General features: G+C 44.0%; 18 protein-coding genes. 8 read left to right on the top strand and 10 right to left on the bottom strand.

Going from position 1 to position 25,905, the window contains the following annotated elements; translation table 11 throughout:
* Positions 1–92 precede the first annotated feature (92 nt).
* From purH to JJ941_RS02390, 9 genes are all read right to left on the bottom strand, one after another.
* Positions 93–1,667, bottom strand: coding sequence for a bifunctional phosphoribosylaminoimidazolecarboxamide formyltransferase/IMP cyclohydrolase (gene purH / locus JJ941_RS02350; protein WP_290961924.1), 1,575 nt, complete (start codon positions 1,665–1,667; stop codon positions 93–95).
* 18 nt (positions 1,668–1,685) lie between these two features.
* Positions 1,686–2,270, bottom strand: coding sequence for a phosphoribosylglycinamide formyltransferase (gene purN / locus JJ941_RS02355; RefSeq protein WP_290961928.1), 585 nt, complete (start codon positions 2,268–2,270; stop codon positions 1,686–1,688).
* A 79-nt stretch (positions 2,271–2,349) separates the two neighbouring features.
* Positions 2,350–3,438, bottom strand: a complete 1,089-nt coding sequence (locus tag JJ941_RS02360) for an AI-2E family transporter (protein ID WP_290961931.1) — start codon at positions 3,436–3,438, stop codon at positions 2,350–2,352.
* On the bottom strand, positions 3,438–4,127 hold the full coding sequence (locus JJ941_RS02365; RefSeq protein WP_290961933.1) for a RecX family transcriptional regulator: 690 nt from the start codon (positions 4,125–4,127) through the stop codon (positions 3,438–3,440). Before JJ941_RS02365 ends, JJ941_RS02360 begins: the two co-directional genes overlap by 1 nt.
* Entirely contained in the window at positions 4,111–5,169 is a 1,059-nt protein-coding gene (recA, locus tag JJ941_RS02370) for a recombinase RecA (RefSeq protein ID WP_290961935.1), read from the bottom strand. The genes JJ941_RS02365 and recA overlap by 17 nt, the downstream gene beginning before the upstream one ends.
* Positions 5,170–5,377: 208 nt before the next feature.
* On the bottom strand, positions 5,378–6,565 hold the full coding sequence (locus JJ941_RS02375; RefSeq protein ID WP_290961938.1) for a hypothetical protein: 1,188 nt from the start codon (positions 6,563–6,565) through the stop codon (positions 5,378–5,380).
* Positions 6,566–6,660: 95 nt separating this feature from the next.
* A complete protein-coding gene (locus JJ941_RS02380; RefSeq protein WP_290961941.1) occupies positions 6,661–7,263 on the bottom strand; it encodes a hypothetical protein in 603 nt (200 codons plus the stop codon).
* Positions 7,264–7,355: 92 nt separating this feature from the next.
* Complete coding sequence (locus tag JJ941_RS02385; RefSeq protein ID WP_290961944.1) at positions 7,356–7,769, bottom strand: hypothetical protein; 414 nt, start codon at positions 7,767–7,769, stop codon at positions 7,356–7,358.
* Positions 7,770–8,017: 248 nt separating this feature from the next.
* Complete coding sequence (locus tag JJ941_RS02390) at positions 8,018–8,797, bottom strand: tryptophan 2,3-dioxygenase family protein (RefSeq protein ID WP_290961947.1); 780 nt, start codon at positions 8,795–8,797, stop codon at positions 8,018–8,020.
* A 654-nt stretch (positions 8,798–9,451) separates the two neighbouring features.
* Between JJ941_RS02390 and JJ941_RS02395 the strand changes: the two genes are divergently transcribed.
* The 8 genes from JJ941_RS02395 to JJ941_RS02430 all read left to right on the top strand — a co-directional run bounded on the left by JJ941_RS02395 (position 9,452) and on the right by JJ941_RS02430 (position 24,467).
* Complete coding sequence (locus tag JJ941_RS02395; protein ID WP_290961951.1) at positions 9,452–12,595, top strand: TonB-dependent receptor; 3,144 nt, start codon at positions 9,452–9,454, stop codon at positions 12,593–12,595.
* Positions 12,596–12,626: 31 nt separating this feature from the next.
* Positions 12,627–14,744, top strand: coding sequence for a T9SS type A sorting domain-containing protein (locus JJ941_RS02400; RefSeq protein WP_255134866.1), 2,118 nt, complete (start codon positions 12,627–12,629; stop codon positions 14,742–14,744).
* An 8-nt stretch (positions 14,745–14,752) separates the two neighbouring features.
* On the top strand, positions 14,753–15,757 hold the full coding sequence (locus tag JJ941_RS02405; protein ID WP_290961955.1) for a PorV/PorQ family protein: 1,005 nt from the start codon (positions 14,753–14,755) through the stop codon (positions 15,755–15,757).
* Positions 15,758–15,772: 15 nt separating this feature from the next.
* Positions 15,773–17,047, top strand: a complete 1,275-nt coding sequence (locus JJ941_RS02410; protein WP_290961958.1) for an IPT/TIG domain-containing protein — start codon at positions 15,773–15,775, stop codon at positions 17,045–17,047.
* A gap of 64 nt (positions 17,048–17,111) precedes the next feature.
* Entirely contained in the window at positions 17,112–18,506 is a 1,395-nt protein-coding gene (locus tag JJ941_RS02415) for a T9SS type A sorting domain-containing protein (RefSeq protein WP_290961962.1), read from the top strand.
* Positions 18,507–18,574: 68 nt separating this feature from the next.
* Positions 18,575–20,566: a family 10 glycosylhydrolase gene (locus JJ941_RS02420; protein ID WP_290961965.1), complete on the top strand. Its 1,992-nt coding sequence runs from the start codon at positions 18,575–18,577 to the stop codon at positions 20,564–20,566.
* On the top strand, positions 20,566–21,582 hold the full coding sequence (locus JJ941_RS02425; protein ID WP_290961968.1) for a metallophosphoesterase: 1,017 nt from the start codon (positions 20,566–20,568) through the stop codon (positions 21,580–21,582). The genes JJ941_RS02420 and JJ941_RS02425 overlap by 1 nt, the downstream gene beginning before the upstream one ends.
* Before the next feature lie 449 nt (positions 21,583–22,031).
* Positions 22,032–24,467 (top strand): phosphodiester glycosidase family protein, encoded by a 2,436-nt coding sequence (locus tag JJ941_RS02430; RefSeq protein WP_290961970.1) that lies wholly within the window; start codon positions 22,032–22,034, stop codon positions 24,465–24,467.
* Between the two features lie 274 nt (positions 24,468–24,741).
* Here the strand turns inward: JJ941_RS02430 and JJ941_RS02435 are convergent, their stop codons facing one another.
* Positions 24,742–25,902 carry a heparan-alpha-glucosaminide N-acetyltransferase domain-containing protein gene (locus JJ941_RS02435; RefSeq protein WP_290961972.1) on the bottom strand — a complete coding sequence of 387 codons (1,161 nt, stop codon included), beginning with the start codon at positions 25,900–25,902 and terminating at the stop codon, positions 24,742–24,744.
* Positions 25,903–25,905: the final 3 nt, after the last annotated feature.

Consider the following 25,905-nt stretch of genomic DNA (forward strand, 5'->3'; position numbering starts at 1 on the left):
ACAATATTGAAATTGTATTTGCGAATGTATAAGCAACGAATATTAGGAAATTTATGAAACCGAAATGTAAGGTCATTTTTAAGCGGTAAATATCAGTGCTTAAAGTGACGTTTTCCGGTGAAGATCATAGCCATGTCATATTCATCTGCTTTGGCAATTACTTCTTCATCTCGGATACTGCCTCCCGGTTGAATCACTGCTTTAGCCCCGGCTTTAGCAGCTGCTTCAACACCATCTGCAAAAGGGAAAAAAGCATCCGAGGCTATAGCCGATCCGCTTAAATCCAGTCCTTCTTTATTGGCTTTGGCAACAGCAATTTCCGAAGAATCAACCCGACTTGTTTGTCCTGAGCCGATTCCCAAAGTGCGACCGTCCTTAGCATATACGATGGCATTAGACTTGATATGACGAACTACTTTCCATGAAAAAAGCAGGTCTTTCATTTCCTGGTCTGTTGGTTTTCGCTTACTCACAATTTCAAAATCATCCGGATTTGCAGGGGCCAAGTCAGCATCCTGATTCAGCAATCCTCCAAAAATAGACCGGAATGATGAAGCTTGTACTTCACGAACTGACTTTTTGATCCTGATTAATCGCCTGTTTTTTTTCTGCTGTAGCAATTCCAGAGCTTCATCCGAAAAGTCGGGGGCTATGATAATTTCAGTAAAAATCTCATCAATGGCTTTTACTGTATCAATATCCATTTGCTGGTTTACAACAACGATGCCTCCGAAAGGAGAAACCCTATCGGTGCTGAAGGCTTTCTTATAGGCTTCGGTCAGGTTGTCGGCCACGCCCACGCCGCTTGGAATGGTATGCTTGATAATGGCACAGGCGGGCTCATCCTTATCGAAATCGGAAATGATGTTAAGTGCGGCATCTACATCCAGGTAATTGTTGTAACTAAGCTGCTTGCCATGAAAACAATCAATAAAATCATCCTGACTTCCATAAACGGCCGCTTTTTGATGAGGGTTTTCTCCATACCTGAGTTCCTGTGAAAGCGGGAGGGAGGTATTGAATTGCCGGGCAGGCTCTTCCTCAATCAAACCCGTAAAATAGTTGGCAATGGCACTGTCATAATCTGCCGTGTGAGCAAAAGCAGCTTTGGCCAGTTTTTGACGCTTCTCAAAAGAAATCGCCATCTTTTCTTCCAGCTCCTCGATAAAATCAGCGTAATGATCGGGAGAACTCAGAATAGAAACATGGGCAAAGTTTTTGGCTGCCGCCCGGATCATGGTTGGTCCGCCGATGTCAATAAATTCTGTTGCATCGGCAGCAGTAACATCAGGTTCAGCAACTTTATTTTTGAAGGGGTAAAGGTTCACAACTACCAAATCGATGGGAGTGATTCCCAGATCTTTGATTTCATTCACATCCGGCTCGTGAGAAGTACGGGCTAAAATTCCTCCATGAACCATAGGATGCAAGGTTTTAACCCGACCATCCAGGCACTCCTGAAACCCGGTAACCTCGGAAACATCTTTAACCGGAATTCCTTCTGCTTCAATAGCTTTGGCCGTGCCACCTGTTGATATAATTTCTACACCGGCAATATGAAGGGCTTTGGCAAGTTCTGATAGACCGGTTTTGTCAGAAACAGAAAGCAGTGCGCGGTTGATTTTAAGAGGTGTTTTAGGAAGGGATGAGAGAGGTTTAAGAGCCACGGTTTTGGGTTTTGAAATTTATAAGTTTTGTATGTGCTTCTGTATGGTTTGGGGATAGAGTCGATGCTCTTCCTTTAATACTCGTTTAGCTAAATCTTCCGGAGTATCGTTTTCATGAACCGGAACTTTGATTTGGGCAAGAATAGGGCCTTCATCAAATTCTTCGGTGACAATATGGACGGTGCAACCCGATTCAGTTTCCCCGGCTTCAAGTACTGCTTTATGTACATTGGAACCATAAAACCCTTTACCTCCAAACTTTGGAAGTAAGGACGGGTGAATATTCAGAATTCGGTTGGAATACATCTTGATGACAGAGGAAGGAATTTTCTTCAAATAACCGGCTAAAGCTATCAGGTCTGCATCCCAGGCTTCTAATTGTCGCAACAGTGCTTCTTCATAATCCTGCTCAGAGCCAGGTTCTTCAGGATTGATAACCTTTACGGGGATGTCGTTTTTTTCGGCACGTTCAATGGCGCCGATTCCGGGTTTGTTAGTTATCAGGCCGCTGATACGGGCAGAAAGCTCGCCACGCTGAATAGCGTCTATTATTGACTGGAAATTGGTGCCCGAACCGGAGGCAAAAACAACAATATTCTTCAAGAAAGTAGTGATGGATTTTGCAGTGCCTGATTGGGCGTTGAAGATAGTAAATGTTTGGGTGTAATGAAGGACTTTCTTGCTAACCAGGCGGACCGGTTGATTGAGAAATATCGCGCCTGAATACCTGGTAATTGTTGAAGCTCCAGCTTACCTGGGTAATGGTGATTTTTACAACTGTAGCTATAGGTATGGCAACCAGCATCCCGATAATTCCTGCCGTTTCAGCACCAATCAGAATAATAAACAGGATGGCAACCGGATGCATGTCGGCCGATCGTGAGAAGAGCATGGGTTGAAATACAATGTTGTCCAACATCTGAACTACAAATATGGCCAGGATACAGGCTGCCACTAAAGAGAAGTTGCCGGTTTCAATTATGGATACGATGATGGAAAGAAAATATCCCAGGATAGGTCCGAAGTAGGGGATGGTATTTGCCAGCCCGACCGCAATCCCCACCGACATTGCGTTATCCAATCCGGCAACGCTCAGTGTAGTCCACGAAGACAGGGCGACCAGAAAACTTTGGAAAAGTACGCTTCGAAAATAAAGGCCAAGACGTTTTTCAATTTTGTCTATAACGGTGAGTGTGGTCTCGAAATACTTATTCGGGACCAACTGAAGGAGGTCACGGCGGATTTTACTTCCGTCTTTAAGAAAAAAGAAAGCAGCAAAAGGCACTACTAATACAGCCGAAAAAATATTGGTAAAAATACTGAGGGCGTCGCTTACAATGGTTGAAATCTGATTTACATTAAACAGCTCATTAAGTACTGCGGTTATATTTTCTTCCAGGAAGCCGTCAGGCAGAAACTCAAATTTATTGGTAAGCTGATTTTCAACCTGTACCGCAATCCGGCGGATGTTTTCAATACTGAGTTGTGCGGTTAGTTCCGCCATTTGGTTAGCGATAATCGGGATAACGCTGGTGGAAATAAAAACAAGAATCAGGATTACGGTGGCCAGTATCAGTGTAATTCCAAACGTCCGGTTCAGCCCTGCTGATTGCAACCGGTTGGCAAATGGATCAAGGATGTAGCTGAGTATCATTGCCAGGATCAGGAACACAACCAGGGTAGAATAATTGTATAGAATGAGCAGTGCCACAGCTATTGCCGCTGCTCCGAGAATGAATTTTACTACCCGTTCTAATGTGATATTTCCCATTATGAGATGATATCTAAAAGTTCGTCCAGATGCTTTAAAATATTTTCTGAATCATACCCTTTTCTCATTAAATAGTCGAAAACTTTCTTCCGGCGTTTTTCTTCCGGCTCTCTCAGGTATCTCTTTTTCCTTTTGGTGATTAAAGTCATCATGCTTTCTTTGATCGCCTGATCTCCAAAAGTAGTATTAATTACCTGTTCGGCTATTGATTTTGAAATCCCCTTTTTAAATAACTGAGTTCTGATTTTATAGGGACCCCAGTCATTGAACTCAAACTTGTCGACGGCATATTTCTCAGCAAACTTCCGATCGTTGATGTATTCCTTTTGTTCAAATTCATCCAGAATTTCATCTATAAAGCTACCCGAGTAGCCTTTTTTGTAGGCTTTGTCTTTTAACTCTTTGCGGGAGTGGTCGCGCCGTGAGAGAATTCGAAACATGTATTCACGGGCAGCCCATTGGTCTTCCTGCTTCTCAATTTGCTGCAAAAAAGAAGGCGTTATTTCAACGCCTTTCTTTAGATTTAGTTTTGTCAGAGTAGAGTCGGAAACCCCGATCAGAAATTGGTTTTTAACAAAAATAGAGTACCGGCTGCTATTTTTCTTTTGAACCTGAATTTCGGAAACAGGGGCCGGAAGAAGTTTGAATGCTTCTTCCGAATACCGTTGGTATTTATCCTTCTTCTTCAACGGCTTCTTTGTCTTTTTTCTTACCCTTTTCCTCCTGCACTTCCTCTAATTCTTCACCGCGGAGTTTAGCGCGAACCTGCTGCTCAATTTTATCAGCTAATTCAGGATCTTCTTCCAGGAATTGCATTGCTGCATCGGAACCCTGACCGATCGGTTCACCGCCATGACGGAACCAGCTGCCTCGCTTCTCGATGATGTCGTACTCTACGGCAAGGTCAAGAATTTCGGAAATGCGGGAAATCCCTTTTCCATACATGATATTAAATTCGACCACTTTAAAAGGAGGGGCCACTTTGTTCTTAGCTATTTTGACTTTGGTTCGGTTACCGATTACTTCGTCGCCACTTTTGATGGAGCCAATTCTGCGAATATCAATACGAACAGAAGAGTAGAATTTAAGGGCTCGACCACCGGTGGTGGTTTCCGGGTTACCAAACATTACCCCGATTTTCTCCCGAACCTGGTTAATGAAAATGCAGGACGTCCGGCTCTTGTTGATGATTCCGGTAATCTTTCTCATCGCCTGCGACATCAGCCGAGCTTGTAGCCCCATGTGAGAATCTCCCATTTCACCTTCCAGTTCGGCCCGTGGCACAAGCGCGGCTACGGAGTCAACCACAACTACATCGAGTGCGCCTGACCGAATCAAAGTTTCGGTGATTTCGAGTGCCTGTTCTCCGTTATCGGGTTGGGAGACCAATAGCTCTTCTACATTAATCCCCAGAGCTTTAGCATAGCGTGGATCAAAGGCGTGTTCAGCGTCAATAAAAGCGGCATATCCGCCGGCTTTTTGTGCTTCCGCAATTACCTGAAGGGCGAGGGTGGTTTTACCACTCGCTTCCGGCCCGTAAATTTCAGTTACACGTCCACGTGGAATTCCCTGCACCCCAAGTGCATAATCAACCATGATGGAGCCGGTGGATATTACGTCAATATCCTGAATAGCTTCAGAACCCAGCTTCATGATGGTTCCCTTGCCGTGTTGTTTTTCTATTTGCCCTACGGCAATATCGAGGGCTTTCATTCGATCGTCTTTTGACATGGTATTCGGTTTTTTGAATTTGTTTTAGGCAAATATAATGGACAACAGTGACACTTCATGTCACCTCTTTTACAACGGAATCAATATATGTTCAATATATGTGATAGACAAATTTCAGATGTACTCATTTAAAATATTTCCCCAAAAAGTTGTTTATGTGTGATATATGTTAGAGCAACTAAAAAGGAATTCCTTACAAAAAAAATTTTCAGGGTAGATTTTTTACAACAGCATTAAGCTCATTTATGGCTTCATTGATCTGAGAAGTGGATATATAGGGGGCAGGCCCAAACCGTAGAATTTCACCACGGGCATCGGTGAAGACGCCTTTTTCAAGAAGAGCAGCTCTAATTTCCCGGGCGTGGGGAGAGGTAAGTGAAAGGAATCCGCCGTTCCGTTCCAGAGGCTCTTCGTGGGTGAGGCGAATCAAGGATTGGTCAAACTGATGGGCAAGGAATTCTTCTCTTAACATTCCGACTTGGGTCAGGTATTGTTCGCGCAAAACAGTTGGAGATAATCCATGCTCCCGGAAAAAATCGACCACCCGGGCAGCTCGAAATTGGGAGGAAGGGTCATAGGTTCCGCTGGCAAAACGCTGGTTGCCGTTATCATATTCCACCGGGGCATCGGTTCGGGGTTTATCGAGAGAGCTGAACGCAGCAAACCAGCCGGTTATAGCGGGACGGTAATCGCAATCTTTAGGAAAACGAAGAAAGCAATTTGCTTCTCCCCACTGCAAATATTTGTAGCCTCCAATCAGGATAAAACAGTCCTCCAGCCCGGCTTCCCGGATAGACAGAGGAACAACATTGGTTCCGTGGTAGTCATCAATTAAAACGGGGATGTCTTTTTCTCTGGCAGCTGCAGCAATTTCGGTGAGGTGTGTATTAATAAGACAAGTCTCAAAATACACGCGGGAAAGCATGATGGCCGATGTCCGGTCATCCATTTCATCAATAATACGTTCTGCAAAACTTTCATCGGGTTCAGTTGCTACTCGAACAAACTTCAGGCCTTCTTCTTCCAGCCTGTGCAGCTGACGAAACAGCGAATGAAATTCACCATCAGTGGATATGATTTTTGGCTTATTTTTAAGATCCAGACTGCTCATCCAGCTTACGAATAGCACATGGGTGCTTTCTTCACGACAATAGAATCCTTCAGGATCATCATAAAAATCACGCAGGTAATTTCTGAGGATTTCCGTCTTTTCAAAAGCGATGTCCCATTTGTTGTCCACATGTTTAGCGCATACATCAAAATATTCGGTTTGTCCTTCCCGGGCTACATCCGGCCAGGCCTGGTGAGAGTGACCGGTAAACAAGAGGCGGTTGGCTACATCGAAGTGAGAATAATGGGGGGAAAGCTTATGGGCTAGGGTGTCAATTGCGGACATGAAAAAATATCTGTTGATTCGTTTCTGGGCCTGAAAATAAGTTTACTTTGGCTTATTGCCTAAAAAGAATCAAGCTAACACGCAGGGATGATAATTCATTCTTTCTGAGCCGAATTCCCGTCAGAAAGATATTTCATTAATCCAAAAGCCATTGCAACGACCAACATCATATAGACAATAGCTGATAGAGTATAGACAGTGGGAGTGAGGTCTATCGTTTCTGCAAAGTCATCTAAAAACAGGAAGCTTGTGATAGCCAAAACTCCAAAAAACAGGAAAGCGAGAACACCTTTTGTAGAGAGCTTTTGGGACTTTAGTTCATCTTCATATTCTTCAAAAGTAGTTTCTTTGAGAACCCAATAGCGAGCTCTTGTCCGGTCCATTAACACAAATAGTAAAGCGAAAAGGGCAACTATTACAGGAATAGAAAACCACACCGGCTCAGAACCTATGGTGCTTTCGAGGTAGTAAAAAACACCCCAGGTAATTCCAAGCAAACCCAGAATAAAGAGGGGATAGATCAGCCAGAAAGGCTTTTCGAATTGAGGGAACCCGGAATCATTTTTTTTCTGAATCAGAATGGTATCACAATGCTGACACCTGAAAAATCCCTGAAGGGCTCTTTTAAAACCAACCCCTTTCAAATAGAACGTTCCCATGAAACCCACAGGCTTTTTACCGCAATTCGGACAGTTCATGATGTACCCCTTTTTTGTTTATCAATAACTTTCGGTTGACTCGGAGCTCTTAAGCCGCATTCTGTTGTTAACTAGGATATAAGAAGTAAGCTCTATTCCGGAAGTTTCTTAAATAATGACGAATTCATAATCTTAAGAGCGATAATTAAAACGATGGCCAGGTAAGTCAGTGTACCCACAACAAAAAGTAAAGTGCTTATTGAATGATCATTTGCCCATTTACTGAGGAATCCAAAACCAAAGATGGCAAGTACTGCATAGGCCATAAACACAATCATTCCCATAACTGATTTTTTTTGAATCTGTTCCTCTTTTGCAGGATCATAGATTTCGAGTGTTATATATTTCCTCGCCAATGCTCCTCCACCCAAACTGATAGTTATACCAGCGAGAAAAAGTAAAGCCAAAGACAATGCAGGCGAAGAAATTGAGAAAATAACTTCCATATTCATAATCACCGCCCAAGTCAGGGTGAGTGTCAAAATAATGAGCGTGCTGAGAATCACGTAGAAACTGTTTTCGAAATGATAGAAACCATATTTATTCTTTTTGAAGGTTAGTTCGGTTCCGCATTTCCGGCAATTGTATTGCCCCTTTAAATTTTTCCTGAGCTCCTCTTTACCCGGAAATATAGATTCCAAAAAAGTATATGGCTGTTCTCCACAATTTGGACAAGTCATATTGTACCCTAAAATTTTACCCGATTAAACGATGGCATTAAATACTAAAAATAACTCTTTTAAATCAAGCCAGATCAGAAATTTGCCCGGATAGCCCAAAGGTCCGGGAAAATTGGATTGTTCAGTGTTTTATGCAGGTATTTGGCACCGTCCGATCCACCGGTTCCTTTCTTGGTGCCGATGGTTCGTTCCACCATTTTAACGTGCCGGTAGCGCCACTCCTGTAGTCCTTCATCATAATCCACAAACAGCTCTGCAATCACAGCCGCTTCCGGATCATTTTTCATAGCTTCAACCAACATCTCCTGAATCTCTTCGGAAGGCTCATGAACCAATCCCTTTTCGTTTTCGCGTTCGGGATGGATGTTATATCCCCGCGTTCTCAGGTAGGCACAAAAACTTTCCCACAATGTGGATTCTTCCATCCGCTGCTCCAATACCTTTATATGATTGGGCTGATCTTTATGGGCTTCTTTCATTAAGGGGAAGCGGAGTCCGCAAACGATTTCCATTTCCCGGAACTGCAGGGATTGAAACCCGCTCGACTGACCCAGGAATTTTCGAAAGCTATTGAATTCAAGAGGGGTCATGGTTTCCAGGATATCAATTTGGGAGACCATGGTTTTTAGTATGGTAAGAACCCGCCGCATGGTTTTAAGAGAAGCCCAGGTGTTTCCGTCTTCTAGGTTTTTGCGGAGCTTCCCAAATTCATGCAATATCTGCTTGAACCACAACTCATAGGTTTGATGGATAATGATGAACAGGGTTTCATCATGTTCAGGTGGGTTTGATTTAAGCTGCTGTAGTTCAAGCAGTTCGTCGATTTTCAGGTAGTTGGTATATGTAAGGCTCATAGCACAATTTTGATTGAGCCGAATTATAGCGAGATCGTCGGATTGATGCTAAAACTCAATTTGGATGATAGAGATGATAAAATTGGTGATTAATTTCATTAAGAATAGTTGAGATATTTTGAAATCGGGGATCTGTTTTAGCAACGCGCGCTCAAAATTTATCGACAAAAGATTTAAAAAATGTTACTTGGTATGGTTTTGAGAATATTTTCTGGGTTGAGAGCCTTGGCACTATAATAAATTTTCGATCTCAAATCGGCGCACAACAAATAGGGGGAAGGGCGTAAGTTTGACAGCTCATCCAAACCTTTTATCGATTACTGAGTGTTAAATAACGGGTTTTCGGTGAAAATTTTTTTCATGGCAAGTCAGTTAAAATTCATATAGTTAAAGCATAAGCAGGAATTAGAAGTTCCATACAAGAAAATTTTTTATAAGGGTGGCAGGGGTATCTGGGATATAAGTAAGAGAGAGAAGTAAACAAATGAAGCGGTTTTAGGGCAAAGGAATTAACGAAATTCAGTGAGTTTCTCCGTTTGCTAAAAAACCTTCAACAAAAGTTTATTTCTTAATTGGAATTTTATACTATGCGGTTTCAGTCAACACTGAAAAATCCTGTTTGGGATTTCTACTGTTAAAAAAATTTTTCAGTCTATGGATGTTAAAAAGCTACTATCATTCTTCTTCTTTTTGCTTATCTCTCAATCCCTTCTTGCGCAAACCGGTAAAATAACCGGATTTGTAACCGACACGGAAGGGGAACCGCTTCCGGGGGTGAACGTAATTATTGAAGGAACAACTCAGGGAACAGCAACTCAACCGGATGGATATTTTCAAATCTTAAACGTGAAGCCCGGTACATATACCCTTAGAGCTTCTTTTGTGGGATTTACTCCGGTTGTTATTGAAGAGGTGGAAGTAAACATCAACCTGACTACCGAGATTGATATCGAAATGTCGGAACAAACATTTGAAGGGGAAGAAGTTGTGGTTGTGGCTGAACAACCTGTCGTGAAGAAAGATGTTTCCTCTAGCCAGGCTAATATCAGTAAAGAAAATATAGATGCGCTTCCGGTAGCCAGTGTAACTGATGTGGTTGGTCTGCAAGCCGGTGTTGAAGGCTTAAGCGTTCGGGGTAGTGGCTCTGATGAGATTTCGTTCAACCTGAATGGATTTACTCTTCGTTCCGGGCGAGATAACAGTCCCTTTACCGGAGTAAGTGTTACTTCAGTTGAAAATGTACAGCTGCAAACCGGTGGTTTTAATGCTGAATACGGTAACCTCAGGTCCGGTTTGATTAACGTAACCAGTAAAGAAGGTAATCCCGATCGTTATACGGTAGATGGACTGATTCGTATTACTCCTCCACAAAAGAAAAATGTAGGGCAGGATATAAATAGTCCTAATTCATACTGGCTTCGTCCTTATATGGATGATGAAGTGGCCTGGACCGGTACGGACAATGGAGCCTGGGACCGATACACCCAGCAGAATTACCCATCATTTATCGGGTGGAATGCTTTTTCACAGAACCTTCTCGCTGACGACGATCCAACAAATGATTTGACACCTGAGGCAGCTCAGCAGGCTTTTCTATGGCAGCACAGAAAAGATTTTGCCATCACCGAGCCTGATTATGAAATTGATTTGACGGTAGGTGGCCCGGTTCCGTTTGTAAGTGAAAAGTTAGGAGACTTGCGGTTTTCATCATCTCTTCGCCAAACCCAGACCATGTACATGGTACCCCTTTCAAGAGACCGGTATCAGCAAACTACTTTCCAGACCAAAGTAACGAGTAATGTGGGAACGGGTATGAAATTGTCGATTGACGGACTGTACAGTAAGGAAACAGGTACAGGTGCCAGTCAGTCAGGTAATCCGGGCTTCTTTGTATCCCCGTCCGGTATTGCAGGTAGTATTGAACGGGTAAGTTTCATTGAGTCCAGATTATATGCTACCGATTACTGGGCGCCATCTGAAAGAGTAAGTGCAAATCTTGGGGCACAGTTTACTCACTCCATCAACAACAATACATTTTACGAAGTAAAGGTTAGCAACTATTATTCAAGTAACAGCACGAATCCCGGTGGATTTCGCGATACTTCCGATGTTGTTAGTTTTGGAGGAGTTGGTTTTTCTGCAGCTCCATTTGGATTCTTTGATGAGACCTCATTTGGCTTAGCGTCCGGTATGCGAATGGGAGTTGGAATGAGTACCTCCCGGGATAGTAGTGAGGTTTCTGACCTGAATGTGAATTTCGCCATCACCAGCCAGGTCGATCGCTTTAACTTGATTAAGGCGGGGATTGATTTTAACAGAACAAACAGCCGGGTTAACTACGGTTCTTTTGATAAGGTGCTACCTTCAGGCCGTACCCGCTCCGTTTGGAATACAACTCCGTACCGAATAGGAGCATATGTTCAGGATAAGTTAGAGTTCCGTGGTATGATAGCTAACCTGGGGCTTCGCCTGACCTACAATGACCCGAATGTTGAGTGGTATGATTATGAGCCTTTTACTGATTTATTTTCTAGTGGAAACGCTTCCGCGCTGGACACGGCAGCTACTTCAGATGTTGATCCTCAGGTTGTACTGCAGCCACGCTTAGGGGTTTCTTTCCCAATCACCGAAAGCAGTAAGCTGTTCTTTAATTACGGACATTTCGTTCAGCTACCGGATCCAGAAAACCTGTATCTGGTCCGAGTTGAGCCTTTTACGAATACCGTAACCCGAATTGCTGCTCCGGGTAATAGTTTACCTAAAACCGTTGCTTATGAACTCGGATATGAGCAAAACTTATTCGATAATTATTTGATACGAATAAGCGGTTACTATAAAGATTTGACCAACCAGCCTATTCAGGTTTCATTTACAGGACGTGATAACAGCAACTACACGGTTAGCCGGCCATTTTCATATGAAGATATCCGCGGTATAGAATTTACTCTCAGAAAACAAAGAGGAAGATTTTTCTGGGGTGAAATTAATTACACCTATGATGTGCAAACGACTGGGTTTTTTGGAACGCTTGAAAACTATGAAAACCCATTTGAGCAACGTCAATATGAGCGCTTAACAGCTGATAATGACATAAACAGATCAACACCACGTCCTTATGCCCGCTTGCAATTGTATTTCCAGACACCATCTGATGTTGGACCTGAATTTCTTGGCGGCCACCCCTTAGGTAGCTGGCAGGTTGTGCCATTAGTTACCTGGAGGGCAGGGGATAAGTTTACTTATACAGGAGGAGGCTCAATTCCCGGTATAGTGGATAACCTGCAATACAGAGATTTCTGGGGAACCAGCCTGCGATTGACAAAACGCGTGGACCTCGGGGACGGATCTAACCTTCGATTCTTTGCTGATGTGAGTAATGTGATCAACCGAAGAAACTTCAGCATTTTCAATTCCGGCCTGATTGACGGTAACGATTACCTGGATTACATGGCTTCACTTCACCTGCCAAAAGGAAAACTTGAAGAGATAAATTTATTGAGTTCTCGTGTTCCCGGTAACGATCAACCCGGCGACTACCGTCCGGCAAGTGTTGAGTATGTACCGATTGAAGCTACCACAGATTTAGGAACCATAAGTAACCCGAACGGGCGGGCCTTGTACTACAATACCCAGGAAGGAAAGTATTACCAGTTTGAAAACGGATCTTTTGTTGAAGCAGATAAGGGCTTTGTCAATAAAGTGTTAGACGACAAAGCATATATCAATATGCCTAATCAACGGTTTTTCAATTTCCTTGATCCAAGGACGATCCGTTTTGGTGTAAGATTTTCGTTTTAAATAACAGAGCAGTAATAATTAAACAAGCGTAATGAGTAGAAAGAATTTGTATAAGAGTATCTGTGCTTCGCTACTAATAGCCTTTGGGTTGTCTGCTAATGCCTATTCGCAAGTAGAAAACAGATGGTTATCGGCGGGGTCTTTTCACAATTTTTATTCCAGTATTGGCTCTGAAATTGAAGAAGGCTTTATCAAGGAACAGCAGGGCGGATGGCAATGGCCTGCTATTTACAGAGGTCAGGATGCCCAGGCCATGAAAGCACTTTGGCTTGGAGTAACAGACTATACGGACGAAAACGGAACTACCTTCAGCAGCCGGGTAGTCCATGTGGGCCCTCGTGTAACCGGGCTTGGAGAATTTTACCCTGTGAGCATGGAAACGGTAAGTAAGTTTCAGCCACCATCAGTTACTGTAGATGGTTTGGATTCATTTTCAAAAAGTGTACAAAACGATCGTATAGATCCAAACCTGGAAGCTGACCGTGAAATACGCGTGGTTACAAACACCCTGATTGGTGTTACGGTAAAAAGAACCATCAAGCAGTTTAGCCAGCAGTACCACGATAACTATCACATTATTGAATATACCTTTGTAAACACAGGCAACACTGATGATGACCCTGAGATTGAAATGCAGGGGCAGGATATCACAGGTTTTGTACCCTACTTTCTGAACCGAATGGCACCGGTTAAAGCTTCCCGATATACCATCGGTAACGCAACAGGCTGGGGTATTAATACCATGAATGATCAGCGAGGGGACGGTGCCCGACCCGGTGAACCGGAAGACTTCAGGGCTTCTTTTGCATGGCATGGCTATTTCCCAAGTTTTGCCAATCCAAATTATGACAATATCGGAGCCCCGATTTTTGTACCAAATACCACCGGTGGTTATTTATCAGCCGATGATACCACAGGAAGGCTGGCAGCCTATCACTTTGTAGGAACCGTAACGCTGCATGCGGATGCCTCCTCAACGGATCCTACCGATGATCCAGGTCAGCCTTTTACCATGTCGTATGAGCATAATGATGATCCATTATACAGTAACAACGATGCTTTTAACGTTACTAAAATGGAAGATGAGTACGAGATGATGAATCGTGGCAGGGTTTCACCCCGACATGCCTACGTGGTAGAGCCAAGTGGTTTTGATGGTTTTGTGAACCCTTCAAACGATCCTTCTTTGGGTGAAGGTGGAGGGCAGGCTTATACCTATGGATATGGACCTTATGACATTGCATTCGGAGACAGTGTGACTATCGTCATAGCTGAAGCCTCATCAGGTATTTCACGGGAGGTAGCCAATGAAACAGGTGCCGCTTTTAAGAGAGGCGATATCACAGCTGAAGAAAAGAACAGGGTGGTTTTCCAGGGAAGAGACTCTTTGTTTCAAACATTTGAACGGGCCATTGCGAATTACGAATCCGGATATGCCATCCCCGAAGCGCCTGAGCCTCCAAGTATATTTACGGTGACCTCTGCAGGTAACGGAATTGACCTGGAATGGGAATACACCGGAAATACATCGAACCTATCAGGATTTAGAATTTACCGTGCTTCCGGCCGGTTAGACAGTACATACCGGCTGTTGTATGAAGCTGATCCGAGTGAGAATTTTATTAAAGACGGGGATGTGGATCGCGGACCTGAATATTTATTGGATCCCCCAATACGCGGGCTCGACTATTACTACTATATAGTAAGTGTCGGCAACGTGAACAACGATGGAACCGGACAAACGCCAACGAATACAGAGTTGGTCAGTAACCGATACTACATGCAAAGCTACGACCCTGCGCGCTTGCTGCGACCTGCCGGTGAAGCGATGGCGGATATACGAGTAGTTCCGAACCCCTACAGGGCCAATTCCCCCGTTGAATTGAAATTTGGAAGTGTAGCCAGTGAAGACCGGGTTGCCTTTTTTGAGGTGCCAAGCGTTTGTACTATTGAGATCTACACAGAGCTGGGAGAAAAAATAAGGACTTTGACTAACACAAATGGCAGCGGTGACATTTACTGGGATGTAAAGACCGACTACCGTCAAAGAGTAGCCAGTGGCATTTACATTGCCCGAATTATCAACGAAGATCCCAACAGTGATGAATTCGGCAGAGTAGCTACAAGAAAAATTGTAATCATACTATAGGTGTAAAAGTGAGATTAACCAAAGCAATATTCCTCTGTATTTTAGCGCTTCTTTGTACCACAGATATATACGGGCAAAAGAAAAGAGCGCAAACAAGTATGAAATTCTTAAGTGTATCGCCCTCTGCCAGAGCTTCTGCCCTATCCGGAGCCGTTACTTCGGTTGAAATGGGAGCCTACTCTGCCTTATACAACCCGGCAACCATGGCCTATATAAACGGTACGTACACCGCAAGCGTAGGTGCTGTGCAATGGATAGCGGACATCAACCACAATTCAGCTACTCTGGTTTATCAGCCGGCCGATGGTAAATTCGGAGTTATAGGGTTAAATGCTATTTCGGTTGATTACGGAGACATCCTATCCACGGCAAGGGCCGACAACGAGCAGGGCTATATTGACCTTGGTACCATCAACCCAACAGCCTTTGCAGTAGGTCTTTCTTATGCAAATGCGGTGACCGACCAGTTTTCTGTTGGTGCAAACTTCAGGTACAGTAATCAAAACTTAGGAAGTGCTGCAATTAGCACGGATGGGGCAGGGAACTACGAAACCCAATCATTTTCGGCGGGAACCGGGGTGCTGGATTTCGGAGTGCTCTATAAAACAGGGTTCAGAAGCTTAAATTTCGGAATGGCGCTCAGGAATTTCTCTCCGGAAGTAAGTTATGATGATGAAGGAGCTGAGCTGCCGCTTACGTTTAAGATTGGGGTATCCATGGATGTGCTGGACTTGACGAATCTCGACCCGGATGTTCATTCATTATTGGTAAGTATAGATGCGAATCGCCCCAGAGACTATGATGAACAACTTCTGTTCGGTCTGGAATATACGTTTATTGATCGGTTCGTACTTCGCGGAGGATATGGTTTCCCGAAAGATGAAGAGCAGCTTACTTTCGGTGCCGGTATCAAACAGCCTATCGGTCCATTAGTGCTGAGTGTTGATTACTCATATACTCAGTTCGGTGTTTTTGGAGAGGTAAACAGGTTTAGTGCTCAAATAGGATTTTAAATGACATTAGTAAGTATGAAGTTCAGAAAAATAAATCGTCTCGTATTATTAGCAGTTTTAGCTACCGGATTGATCTCCTGTAAAGAAGGCAATAGTGTGTACGATCCGGGCTATGAACCGTCAAAACCAAATCCTGTAGTAACCAATATCACTCCTGAAAACGGATATCTTGCCGGAGTGGATTCTGTTATTATAATAGGTGAAAACTTTGCCTCACATCCAGATAGCGTAATCGTAAACTTTGGAGGTTCGGCGGGCGTGGTTAAAAGTGCTACCGAAACCCGCCTAGTGGTTCGGCCGGGCACTATTTGGGGTGATAACCTGGATGTAAGAGTTGGCGTTCGTGGTGCCGAGTTTTTCAGTGAACCCTATCAATATGACCTTATTCAGCCATTTGGTTTCTATCCCGGGGTAGATGAAAGTAATACACCAACATCTCCTGTTGCAGTTGACGCTCAAAACAATATTTATACCATTATTAACACGAATGGGATTATCAGGTACACGAGAATTTCTCCCGATGGCACCATCACTACCGACATGACAAGATATCCCGGTGAATTAAATGAAAACGACAACCCATATCCGTCTGACAGTACCATGCGTTTTACTGCTTACTCCACGATGGAAGTGGGGCCGAATGGTGATTTATTTATGGCTCAGCAGAACCTGAGAGCCATTTTCAGTAAAGAATTCGGTAATGACCTGCAGGAAGATGTTTGGGTGGCTTCTTCCTCCGGTAACTTAAAGATTCGTGATTTTGTTTTTGATAACAACGGGTACCTGTGGGTTGTAGGAGCAGACAGTGATCAAATTCACAGATTCAACACGGCTAATAGAAATGAGTCCAAGACTCCCTTTGCAGGAGCACTATCTTCGGTTGCATTTTATAGTAATAACAACGAACTATTTGTGGGTGGAGAAATTGATGGCGGACAAAAAGTTTGGAAATTTACCATTGACGGAGGAGGTAACCTGACACAAGGAGGCCTATATTTTGATTATGGACAGCATTACGAAGGATCTGTTTCAGATATGATATTTGCTTCAAACGGTGAATTAATTATAACAACGGGCAGAGAAATTAATGATGTATCGAAGCCAAGTATGGTAAGAGTATTTCCTGATGGGCGTCATGAAGCTTTCTACGAAGGAATGCTAAAGCCCGGTGCCACAAGTATAACCTGGAGGGATGATGAATTTGCTGTAGTAACCATTCGTGGAGAAGAAAACAGCATTAATTTCCTGGACATGTATGACCGAAGAAGGGCCGGGATTTTCGGATTTTAACTAAAACGATAACCAAAACAATAACCTAATAAGACCTATCGATAAACAGATACAAAGGAGAAATATGATGAAAACGAATAAACTATTAATGGTGCTAAGTTTTATGCTGTTACCGGCATTGGCTTTTGCACAATGGACGCAGGACACAACATTTGTCCCTGATGGAGATGATCTCTTCTTCGAGGTACATGGTGTAGCCGTAGATAATGAAGGCAAAGTTTGGGTTCAGTCATTTTATTCGACTGAAACTATAGTTGTTAACAGAGATCTCGGGGATGACGGGGTGCCAGATACATTAAGTACCCGTGCCATTTACGTTTACAATGCTGATGGTACACCTGCTGATTTCTCACCACTTACCGTATTAGAATGGGAAGATGGAGAAACACCAAATGACACCCTGGGTAGATACTGGGATCCTTCATTAAACGATGGAGCGGGAGGATACGATACCCGATCCGGTCGAGGTATTGAAGCTGATTATGATGGTAATATCATTATTTCTCAGTGGAACGTATTATTCAAACTGAACTCAGATGGTAAAGTATTAGCTAAAGTTGCTCCAGAAATTGGTTCACTTACAGAAGCTTCTACTGACCGAGATGGTAATGTTTACGTTTCTGCTGTAGTAGCAACAGATGCTCCTATCGTTAAGTACGATCCTAATCTCGAGAATCCTGAAGAGATCATTACTCTTACTTCAAGCTTTTCACGTGACTTCCAGGTTTCCCCTGATGGAAACAAAGTCTGGTGGGCTGGATATACCTTAGGGGCTGTGCTGGAATACTCACGTCCGGACGAATTCAGTAGCTTTGGTGCTGTACCAGATACTGTTTTAAGAGGTTATAAAGCAGAAAGCTTCGATCTGCATCCACAAACCTATAACCTGTGGATTGGTTCAGGTTCATTGAATGATGTACCAGCTGAAGGTATTCAACCACAAACCTGGTATGCCTTTGACTATTCTACATTAGGATCTGACGAAACACGATTGGATAGTATCCAATGGGCAGCTGGTGCTGATGTAACAGCTGGTTATGACAACGCACGTCCTCGTGCTCTTGATTTCTCCCCTGATGGTACCATTGCCTATATTGGTTCATTCAGTGCAGGTGAAACAACGGTGGATCTTCAGAAGTTTACCACCGATCAAGTTTATACATCTAACGAAGATGAGAACAAAAATGAGATTCCGGAAGGCTATAGCTTAAGCCAGAACTATCCGAATCCGTTTAACCCAACGACTAACATTGAATATACTATTAACGAGGCCGGACCGGTTACTCTGAAAGTATATGACATGACAGGTCGTGAAGTGGCAACACTTGTAAATACGCGAATGAATGCAGGAGAGCACGTTGTTTCTTTCGATGCTTCTAACCTGTCTTCCGGCGTTTACATTTATTCGCTGCAGGCTAATGGCGTTCGTCTAACGAACAAAATGACTCTGATTAAGTAACAGGCAATAAGCCGATAAAAGGCAGCCTTGTGCTGCCTTTTTTTTTACACCTATGAAAAATGAATATCATGTCGTTTAAAAAATCAATACTACTTTTATTTGCAACTTTACTTGCCGGCAGTACAATTGCTCAACAAAATGAGCCCCCTAAAAAAGAATTCAGAGCCACATGGATGGCAACGGTAATAAACCTGGATTGGCCGGCTTCCGGTGATTTGCCTGTCCGTTTTCAAAAGCAAAGTTTAACCGACCGTTTGGATGACCTTAAAGCGGCGGGAATAAACACCTTATACTTTCAGATAAGAACTGAAGGGGACGCTCTGTATGATTCAGATATTGAACCCTGGTCGAAGTATTTGACCGGAGAAGAAGGCGTTGCACCGGATCCATATTGGGATCCTTTAGAATTTGTAATTGAAGAAGCTCATAAAAGAGGAATGGAACTTCATGCATGGCTGAACCCTTACCGCGCCATGCGTACAATTCCTGATGATTTCACACAAAAGATTTTCAACAATGAAAGCATCGACGAAAGCCTGAAGCCTTTTCTCGGCAGATACTACGATGCGAACTCAAAAAATAAGCTTCCCGGAACTACTGCACGCGATTCTCTGCATGTAGCTAATAAGCATCCGGAGTGGCTGTTTGTAATGAATGACAAAATTGCCATTATGAATCCCGGCCTGCCGGAGGTAATGGAATACAATGTTAAGGTGGTGATGGATGTAGTAAACCGCTACGATGTGGATGGAATCCACTTTGACGATTATTTCTATCCGTACCCTCCCAATCACATGGGCAGTTCCAGTGAGAACGAAGCTCTGGACGACAGCACCTTTGCTCAATATCCGCGGGGTTTTGATAATAAAGACGATTGGAGAAGAAACAATATCGACCTTTTTGTAGAGATGCTTCATGACAGCATCCAGGTTGTAAAACCCTGGGTTAAATTCGGTATCAGTCCCTTTGGAATTTGGAAAAGCGGAATTCCTCAAGGCACGAGTGGGATGGATGCCTACAGCGTTATTTACGGTGATGGTATAGCATGGCTGGAACAACGAACAATTGATTATATAACCCCTCAGTTGTACTGGGCATTTACCCGATTCGGGACGGCCCAGGATTATGGCAAGCTTGCAGACTGGTGGGCAGAACAGGCCGTGGCTAACGATCGCCATATCTATCCGGGGCATGGACTTTATCGTTCCAGCAGCAGTACCTTTTCCAATACCTTGTTTGATGCCGATGAGATTCCCCGTCAAATTCGACATAACAGGAATAATGAAAACATAAGCGGAAGTGTGTTTTTCAGATCCAGCAACATTACCACCTATTCTTCCAAAGGATTTGCGGATTCCCTGAAAACGAACTTCTACAAGTATGCAGCCCTGCAGCCAACCATGGCCTGGAAAGATACAACGGCCCCGAACAGCCCTCAAAACTTGGTGGTAAACAGGGATTCCGAAAAGGAATATGTATTTGAGCTGAGCTGGGATAAGCCGGAAGTTGACGTGCAGACTAAAGTATCTGCTGCCGGGCATGTTGATACGCTGATTAAATACGCGGTTTACCGGGTAGATGCCGGTTCGTCTCCAAATACCGTTGAGGAGATGGAAAGCCCTTATAACCTGGTTGCCGTAACCGGGGAGACGTCATATACCGATATCGCTCCTCCATCCGAAGAAAGTCACTGGTACTTTGTTACAGCTGTGAGCAGAAACAATGTAGAAAGTGAGCCTACAGCCGCTGCCGAAGGTGGAATCGTGGTTTCAAACGAGGAGGTTGAGGAGACACCGGAGCAAATCTCCCTGTCTCAAAACTATCCGAATCCTTTTAACCCGGTAACGCGAATTACCTTCGACTTACCCAATAGCGGCTTTACCACGTTGAAAGTTTTTGACATGCTGGGCAGGCAGGTTACCGAGCTGGTCAGCCGAAATATGACGGCCGGCGAGCACACCGTTAATTTTGATGCCTCCGAACTGTCGTCAGGTATTTATATTTATCAGCTTAACAGGGGTGATGTTTCCTTAACTCGAAAAATGACGCTGATTAAATAATGACCACCCGCAGATCTTTCTTAAGAAACATAGGACTGAGTGCCCTGGGAATGGGCACTTTGTTCAACGGTAAACATTCCGATGAAGATAGCTTTCGAATTGTCCACCTGACCGACCAGCATGTCACCTCTCGCAGGCAAGGACATGAGGGATATAAAAAGTGTATCCAATCCATTAATGCGCTTGATCCTGCCCCTGATTTAGTGTTAATGGGTGGAGATATGGTGTTTGACGGTTTGTACACCGAACTTGAGACTTATCAGGAATCCATACGGCTTTATCGAAGTATCACAGAAGAGCTCAATGTGCCTTATTATCATTGCATTGGAAACCATGATGTGCTCGGCCTCTCTTCCCGACGAAAAGTTCCGAAAGATCATCCAGGCATAGGCCGGAAAATGATTATGAAGGAGCTGGGGATGGAGAAAGATTACTACAGCTTCAATCATAAGGGATGGCATTTTGTAGTGTTGAATTCCATTTTTGAGTTTGAAGGGGAGAACGGCCCGGCCTATAAACCCATGATCGGGGAAGAACAAATGGACTGGCTCCGCCACGATCTTGGCGATCACAAAGACATGCCGGCTATTCTGGTTTCGCATATGCCTGCTTTTTCTCATAAGGGGCAAATCAACAACGATTTTGAGATGATGGCTATGAGTCCTTTCATCTTGCAGGATAATATTGATCTGCGGTATGTTTTAGAGCGTCATAATGTGAAAGCACTGCTGCAGGGGCACACCCATATCAACGAGGATTTTAGATTTAATGATGTTTGGTACACAACGTCTCAGTCTGCTTCTGCTGCATGGTGGGGTGGAAACTGGTTAGGTTTTAAACCCGGATATACGGTATTTGAACTTGGCAAGGAAGACATTTTGAAGTGGTACCCGGTGGAGTACGAATGGGAGCATCAGCTGGAGCCTGATGATACCGTGGAAAGGGAAAGAATACAGACCAGACAACAACTGGAGCAAAGGCAGGATAGCCTTTACCGCGCCGAAATTGAGAACTAAGGTGAGTTTGAGATAAAGAATTCTTCTAACCGTAAGTACATCAGGTCATGATATCCATCTGACGGATCACCCGTCTGATGGATGGTCCGAATGTGCCTGGTAAGCTTAATTACAACGGTCAGACGGGCTTAAAGCCGTCGGACCGGGACGCAAAGGCTTTACAGGATCATTATGTCGAAGTTATTTTAGAATGAAAAACCAAACTGTCATCGCGAGGAGGAGCATATGGTGAATCAGGACTCTTTTGCATGGCGACGAAGCGATCTCCTTGATTTACTTGGGATTATTGATTTAGGGAGATTGCCTGCTCAGTTTAACCAAAACTGTCCTCGAATTACCTGACTTCTACAGCAATGACGAGTGTTTAATATTGAACCACCTTAACTTCTAATTAAGCAATCCCTGTCCGTTTGTTTCAGGATGTATCACTCAATCTAACCTTTATAGCTATGAAGAAACTGATCTTGCTATTAACATTCCTCCTGTGTTCCATCACAAGTTTTGCACAGATAAAATATGACACCCTGAGTGTTCAGCAAATCGGGGATGGCATGTATCATTATACCATTGAAGCTCCTTCCGTTCCGTGGACTTTTGATGTAGTTGAAGTAGATTTGACCCGGCCGGATACCAAACTGGAGACCGTTAAAGCTCAGGATACATTTGGAGGTTATGAACAAACCAGCTCGATGGCCCAGCGAAAATCCTATGAAGGTCATCAGGTTATTGCCGCGGTGAACGGCGACTTTTATGGGGGAGGAAATCCGACCAATGCGCAGGTTATAAAAGGCGAGATCATAAAAAAGCCCATCAGCAGAGATGTATTTGGATATACTAAAGAAAAAAAGGTGTTCATAAATCCTACCACTTATACCGGAAAGCTATTTCAGGGTGGAAATGAATATGATATCACGGGTGTAAATCAGAGCAGAACAACGGACGCTTTAGTCTATTACAATCACTACTACGGAGCTTCAACAGGAACCAATGAGTTTGGAACAGAGCTTATTCTAACCGCTCTGGATGAATGGGTGGTTAATGGGGAAGTAAAAGCCGTGGTGAAAGAGAAAACAACCTCGGGAGATGCTGCACTTTCAGATTCAACCTTTGTTTTATCCGGTCACGGAACTTCTAAAACTATACTGGACGGCTTTGAAGTAGGAGATACCGTAGTTGTGCATCACCAACTGATGCCCGGTTTCGATGATATCAAAGAAGTTGTAGGCGGACGCGGGAAATTTCTGAATGATGGAAATAATGAGGGCGACTGGCCGGAGCGACATCCCCGTACGGCAGTAGGTTTTAATGCTGATTCAACAAAACTATATTTGCTGACGGTAGATGGCCGGCAAAGTACCAGTGCCGGTATGACCCTGACGGAAATGGGCGAGTTCATGAAAAGATTCGGAGTGCAAAATGCTTTGAATCTTGATGGCGGCGGTTCTACAACTATGGTTGTTCATAATCAGGTAGTCAATGATCCCTCTGACGGAAGCGGAGAACGCGCGGTGGCAAATGCATTGATGGTGATTTCATCAAAGCAGAAAACGGGAGAACTGGAGCATTTAAAGCTCGATCCCACATTCAAAAAATTATACAGGGGCAATACGTTTACGTTTACAGCCCGGGGAAGCGATGAGAACTACTATCCGGTTGAGCTCGACCCTCAAAAACTGAGCTTTAGCCTGAGCGAGAACTTTACTGCGACCATTGATAGTGAAGGCAATTTTACTGCCGGAAATTCCCCGGATACCGGTTATGTCTATGTGGATTATGAAGGCATGAAAGACACGGCGATGGTGATCGTGAAAGGAATTACCGAGTTCTCCCTTTTCCCTAAATATGCAGTTACTGACAGTTCCTACGAGTTCAGCTTTTTCAATGAGTCCTTTGATTTTGACGGACAAAAACGTGGGGTAAGTAATACAGATATCAGCTGGCAGGTGGGTAGCGAGGAAGTAGGAGAGGTGATTGACGGAACGTTTATTGGTAAAACAGAAGGTACCACGCCCGTCATCGGAACCTATGATGGTATTTCTGATACGGTTGAAGTTGAGGTGCAAATCGGGGGAGGAATTGAAACCGTCAGCGGGTTTGAGGATCTTGAAGGCTGGTCGCTGAGCGGAGAAAATTTAGATCTTCAAAACTCTGAACTCACCGTGGTTGACAGCACGTTTACCGAAGGATCCCACTCCGTTCGTCTGGATTATGAGTTTGTGTACGACAACGATCCGGAAGTATGGGCATACCTTGAAACGGATATTCCGGTATTTGGGGTGCCGGATTCCATCAACCTTGATGCAAGATCCGATGGTAAAAGGCATTTAATTGAACTTGAACTTGCAGATAACAACGATGAATTGTTTACCGTCCGCGTTAAAAAATGGGCCGAAAACACCGAGTTTGACATCTATCCGGCACTAACAAGTGATATTACCCCGGTTGATCCATTTAGCAGTTTCTATTATCCCATCACCATAAAAAAGATAGGCATCAAGCTGGCCTCTGATCAGCAAAGCGGTGAACGATATTCCGGAGCCATTTTTCTGGATAATCTCGAGATAGTATATCCCAACCGCACAGTAGTGTCTAATGAAAGAACGGGAGATGCTGAAGTTCCGAATGAACTTTCTTTGAATCAGAATTATCCAAATCCGTTTAATCCTACCACCAATATTTCTTTCCGCATTCCAAATGCGAGCCGGGTAGATCTTGATGTGTATGATGTGCTTGGCAGAAAGGTAGCTTCTTTAGTGGATCGAAGGCTTAGTGCAGGGAATCACACCGTTAGTTTTGACGCCGGAAAACTATCCTCCGGATTATACCTCTACCGGCTTTCAACCAACGAAACGAGCATTTCCCGGAAAATGATGCTCATTAAGTAATGTGATTTCGAGATAAGAAGAAGTAAAAAACTATCACGTCATTGCGAGGAGCCTATAAATCCTATGTCGGTCTGGGTGCATAACGACGCCGCCTGCCTGCTGGCAAAGGCAGGCAATCTCCCTGTACCTACATTCCAAGTGGCTTAAGGAGATCGCGTCGTCGCCAGACAAGGGAGTCCTGTTTCATCGTACAACTCCTCGCGATGACCGAGTTTTACAACCAACCACATCCACAGCAGTGCGAGATTCAAATTGGCTCAAAAAGAATCTTAAGCTACACCTTAATGATGATGTTCTTCTTTTTCATCCAGGCGGCGAGCAGGTAAAAGAGAACGATCCACATGATTGCATAAAGCAGGGAAGCGTTAATAGGTGAAGCTATGGAGGTGAGAACCACTTCGTAAATCCAACCTTTCAGGGTATAAGATTCCCCTCCGTATGAAAACCGGATCATGTTAAATACTCGGGCAATAACTCCACTCAGGAAAAAGACGGTAATGGCATTAATTCCATAAGCCACGCCCCAGTCAGTAAATCGCTGTTTACTTTTTACATCAATAAACCAATAGCATAAACCAAAAATACACATGGCCTGTCCGCCGGTAAATAAGGTGTAGGAGCTGGTCCAGATATTCTTGTTGACAGGGAAAACCCAGCTCCAGGCATAACCAAGTATGATGAGTATGAAGCCCCAAATGAAAAACTGTATGGTTCGCGAAGATTCGGATTCTTTATCACTCATCAACATTCGTCCCGTCCAGATTCCAATCAGGGTAGTTCCAATAGCCGGGAGCGTACTAAGCAAGCCTTCGGGGTCCCAGTTTTCCTTCCACATATGCCCGGAGAGTAGCAACTGATCGATATAGGCAGCAAGATTTCCTTCTGCGGTATCAATGGCTCCGGCTCCATAACCGGGAACGGGAATGGCCATCATCAAAATCCAGTAACCGATAAGGAGTCCGCCCAGCGTAAGCATTTGGGTTCTTGGTTTGGTGTAAAGGAACAGGAAAGCTCCCGCGGCATAGCAGATAGCAATTCGTTGCAGAACTCCAGGGATGCGAATATCAATCAGGTTTTGGTGGAGTCCGAAGTCCGGGATAAATGTAAGATAGGGAAAGGCGGAAAGGGCCAGTCCGAGGCCGAATATTTTTGCGGCCCGGATGAGCGTCTTTTTCAACAAATCAGAATCATCGGCACCTTTTGCCTTTGCTTTGGTAAAAGCCAGCACAATGGAAACGCCAACAATGAATAAGAAAAACGGGAATATGAGATCGGTTGGCGTCCATCCATGCCAGGCCGCATGTTTTAAAGGTCCGTATATGTGTGACCATGATCCGGGGTTGTTAACCAAAATCATGGCGGCAACGGTAGCACCTCTGAAGAAATCGAGTGAAACAAGTCGTTTGCCTGATGAAATTCCGCTGAGAGTAGTCATAAA

This window comes from Gracilimonas sp. (assembly GCF_017641085.1).
Lineage (GTDB): Bacteria > Bacteroidota > Rhodothermia > Balneolales > Balneolaceae > Gracilimonas.